Below are 2,683 nucleotides of genomic sequence, written 5' to 3'. Positions count from 1 at the left end.
CGCCGACGAGCAGCAGCCGGACGCCGGTCCGGACCACGCCGGCCAGCAGCGCCTCGGTGGTCGTGACGAGGTCCGGTTCACGGCCGGGCGCAGGACGGGTGGCGCTGATCACGACGTCCTGCCCTGTACTCAGTTCGACCACGTCGGCGACGTGTGCCGCGTCGCCGGCGCGCACCTCGACGACCGCGGGCAACGTGTGGCCACGGGCCGGGTCGCGTACCACGGCGATGACGTGATGGCCGCGGGCCAGGGCCTCGGTCACCACGCGGCTTCCCACGTTGCCGGCCGCTCCGAATACTGTGATGCGCATGGCTTCAGCTCCTTGGTTCAGTTGGCCGCGGTGGCCGATTGCTCGTCGCGGCCCCGGGGACCCGGGGTCGGTATGGACTTTCGCGCCGCTCGGCCGACGGTGAGGCGTTCCAGAACCCAGAGCACGACGGTGCCTGCCGAGAAGGTGGCCCCCAGGACACACACACCGCTCCAGCCACCGGCCGCCCACACCACCGCGGTCAGCGCGGACCCCGCGGCGCCGCCGACGAAGAAGGAGGTCATGAAGGCGGAGTTGATCCGGTTGCGGGCCTCGGGGCGCAGGGCGTAGATGACGTTCTGGGTGCTGTTGAGCACCGCCTGGTGCGCCAGGTCCAGCACGATGACGCCGGCCAGCAACCAGGCGAGGGACCGGGCGCCGGCCGCGACGGCCGCCCATGACGCCAGGAGCAGGAGCGTCCCGGCACCGGTCACGATCTGGACGTACCCGCGGTCCGCGAGCCGCCCCGCGACCGTGGCGGTCAGCGCGCCAGCGGCGCCGACCAGGCCGAGGAGGCCGATGGCCGACTCCGACCAGCCGTACGGGGACCGCACCAGCAGGAACGTCAGCGCCGTCCACAGCACGCTGAACGAGGCCAGGCTCAGGGCGCCGATCCCCGCGCGCCACCGCAGCAGCGGCTCGTAGCGGAACAGCACCACCGTCGAGCGCAGCAGCCCGAGGTAGGTCAGGCCGCCGCCGCCCCCGCCGAGCCGCGGCAGGAAGCGACGCAGCGCCACGGCCGTCAGCGCCACCAGGACCGCGTTCACCCAGTAGACCGTCCGCCAGCCACCCACCTCCGACAGCGCTCCGGAAGCGGTGCGGGCGAGCAGGAGTCCCAGCAGCAGACCGGTCATCACCGTGCCGACGACCCTTCCGCGTTCGGCCGGAGCCGCCAGTGACACCGCGAACGGCACCACCACCTGCGCTCCCACCGACGCCAGCGCGGTCAGGGCCGTGCCGACCAGCAGTACCGTTCCGTTGGCGGCGGTGGCCGACACCAGCAGGAACACCGCAGTCGCCGTGTAGAGCGAGACCGCGAGTCGCCGGCGCTCCATCAGGTCGCCGAGCGGCACCAGAAGGATCAGGCCGAGCGCGTAACCGCCCTGAGCCACGGTCACCACCAGTGCCGCCGAGGTGGAGCCGAGTCCCAGTTCCCGGCCGATCAGGTCGAGCAGCGGCTGCGCGAAGTAGTTGCCCGCGACCGCCAGCCCCGTCGCCACCGACATGAGCAGAAGCAGCCCGCGCGATAAGCCGTGGTCGGGCCCTGGTGTGGTTGTTGTCATGGCCTCATCGTCAGTGACGGGCCATCAATGAGTCCAACACATGCTGTTCATCGGACCGATCGTGTATCACGATCGATCCATGGACCTACAGCAGATGCGCTACGTCGTCGCAGTCGCGGAGACGAAGAACTTCACGCGGGCCGCCGAGCAGTGTCTGGTCGTCCAGTCCGCGCTGAGTCACCAGATCGCCCGGCTGGAACGGGAACTGGGTGCCAGGCTCTTCGAGCGGACCAGCCGCCGGGTCAGTCTGACCGCCGCCGGCGAGGCATTCCTTCCCGCCGCCCGTCAGGCGCTGGACGCAGCCGAGCGGGCCCGGGCGGAGGTGGCGGCGGCCGCCGGGGAGATCCGGGGACGGCTCGCCGTCGGGGCCATTCCCACGGTGACGGCGGTGGACCTGCCCGCCGCGCTCAAGCGGTTCCATCTGCGTCACCGGGAAGTACGCATCAGTCTGCGCGCGGGCGCGAGTGAGGAGCTGGTCGAACGGGTGCGGCAGGGGACTCTCGACGCCGCCTTCCTGGGCCTTCCTCTGGGCCCCCGTCCCAAAGGGGTTCGCGGCCGCGAGCTGGCGCGCGGGCACCTCGTCGCCGTGGTTCCCCCCGGTCACCCGCTGGCGGAACAGGGGCAGGTGGACCTGGCGCGGCTGGCAAACGAGCTGTTCGTCGACTTCCCCGCGGGCACGGCAGGACGGGTGCAGTCGGACGACGCGTTCGCCAGAGCCGGGGTGCGGCGTGAGGTCGCCTTCGAGATCACGGCACCTGACCCCATGGCCCGGCTGATCCGTCAGGGCCTCGGGATCGGGTTGCTGCCCGCCGCCTTCGTGCACGAGTTCCCCGACCTGCCCGTCGTCCGCCTCCGTGACGCACCGACGCGGGTGGAACACCTCGTCTGGAGCAGGCCCCGGCCATCCCCGGCCGCGATGGCCTTCCTGTCGATGTTCGGCGTCGCGTCCGCGGAAGCGCAGGAACCAGCGGGACCGGCGGGATCGGCTGGACCGGCTGCACCGGCTGCACCGGCTGCACCGGCTGCACCGGCTGCACCGGCTGCACCGGCTGCACCGGCGGGATCGGCTGCACCGGCGGGATCGGCGGGATCG

Annotated in this window: 2 protein-coding genes and 1 pseudogene; 1 reads left to right on the top strand and 2 read right to left on the bottom strand. The window is 72.1% G+C overall.

What is annotated here, in order from left to right; all coding sequences use genetic code 11:
* Both JGS39_RS38690 and JGS39_RS38685 read right to left on the bottom strand, forming a co-directional pair.
* Positions 1-310: NAD(P)-dependent oxidoreductase (locus tag JGS39_RS38690; RefSeq protein WP_219574450.1), on the bottom strand; the 310-nt coding region annotated here is incomplete at its 3' end.
* 17 nt (positions 311-327) lie between these two features.
* Positions 328-1,533, bottom strand: coding sequence for an MFS transporter (locus tag JGS39_RS38685; RefSeq protein ID WP_264302842.1), 1,206 nt, complete (start codon positions 1,531-1,533; stop codon positions 328-330).
* A 136-nt stretch (positions 1,534-1,669) separates the two neighbouring features.
* Here JGS39_RS38685 and JGS39_RS38680 point away from each other — a divergent pair.
* A pseudogene (locus tag JGS39_RS38680) lies at positions 1,670-2,533 on the top strand (LysR family transcriptional regulator); the annotation flags it as partial.
* Positions 2,534-2,683: the final 150 nt, after the last annotated feature.

This window comes from Streptomyces poriferorum (assembly GCF_019399235.1).
Classification (GTDB): domain Bacteria; phylum Actinomycetota; class Actinomycetes; order Streptomycetales; family Streptomycetaceae; genus Streptomyces; species Streptomyces poriferorum.
The sequence above is the reverse complement of the archived record's forward strand: the minus strand, read 5'-3'. Positions and strand labels throughout refer to the sequence as shown.